The 1084-nt window shown below is 41.2% G+C and carries 1 protein-coding gene and 1 pseudogene; one reads left to right on the top strand and one right to left on the bottom strand.

All coding sequences use genetic code 11. The features are described 5' to 3' along the window. Positions 1-475, bottom strand: a pseudogene (locus A3766_RS07355) (hybrid sensor histidine kinase/response regulator); the annotation flags it as partial. 410 nt (positions 476-885) lie between these two features. Between A3766_RS07355 and A3766_RS31920 the strand changes: the two are divergent. Then, on the top strand, positions 886-1084 hold a 199-nt coding region (locus A3766_RS31920; RefSeq protein WP_231882853.1), incomplete at its 3' end, for a hypothetical protein.

The raw sequence follows: 1084 nt of genomic DNA, 5'->3' as shown, positions 1-1084 counted from the left end.
CCACAGCGCAAATGAAATACCCGATCGATAGCGGAATACCCAGCAAGGCATGTAAAGCCGATGCGAGAATAGCGGCTTCAATCGCAAAGAAGATAAAAGTAAACGAAGCATAAATAAGTGACGTGACTGTGGAGCCTAAGTAGCCAAACCCGGCACCTCGCGTCAAAAGATCAATGTCTAAACCGTGTTTAGCTGAGTAGTAAGCAATTGGAAAACCGGTAATAAAGAAAACCGCTGCAACGACTAACATCGCTGCAATGGTATTCACAAAGCCATAGTTAATCGTTACCGCTGCAGCAATGCTTTCAAGTGCCAAAAAAGCAGTCGCCCCTAAAGCGGTTTTGCCGACACGGCTAATACCCATACGCCGAGCTTTACGAGCGGTGAATCGTAAGGCGTAATCTTCTAGGGTTTGGTCAGCCACCCACTGGTTATAGTGGCGACGAACTTTAAGAATCTTCTGTTTGGCAGGCATAAGCTCTATAGCAAAAGTTTTATGTACTTATAAATGAGTATTTAGCTAGACAGGGTAATGCTTTTTTAGGGCGAAAACGAGCTTTAAACGTGTTAGGTCACGATATAACTAATGCCTAAAAGTCAGCACCCAAGCTGGCCTATTAGAATAAATGGTCTGACTTGGGCCTAACCATTCTAAGCAAGACTTGGTCAGAAAAGTGCCAATAGAAGACTTTGGCACTCGTTTTAGATTTGGCCCAATTGTCATAGTTTCACTTACATGTGTAATTTGGTAAAGCTGTTACGATCTTAAACACCTTGCTTTATAAACTTATTCATGGAGAATGCCACGGGAATCCAGTAACATTTCAGAATTTCAAACTATATCGACTTACCACGTTTTTGTTAGATACGGAGTAATCTAGCTCAATGAAGCCATTTTTCTTGTTTGTCATCCTATTCTTTCTATCGAACCAAACAATTGCTAATGTATGTGAAAACACAATTAAAGGAGTGAGTATTTGCGAGGTATCAAAAGGGGTAGCCCTTGCTATAGCAAAGAATGCTCCGCAGCGTGTGAGCCAAAATATTGTTCTAAATGGTGCGTACTCCTTCAATAATAAAATTA

The organism is Oleiphilus sp. HI0132 (genome assembly GCF_001635845.1).
The sequence above is the reverse complement of the archived record's forward strand: the minus strand, read 5'-3'. Positions and strand labels throughout refer to the sequence as shown.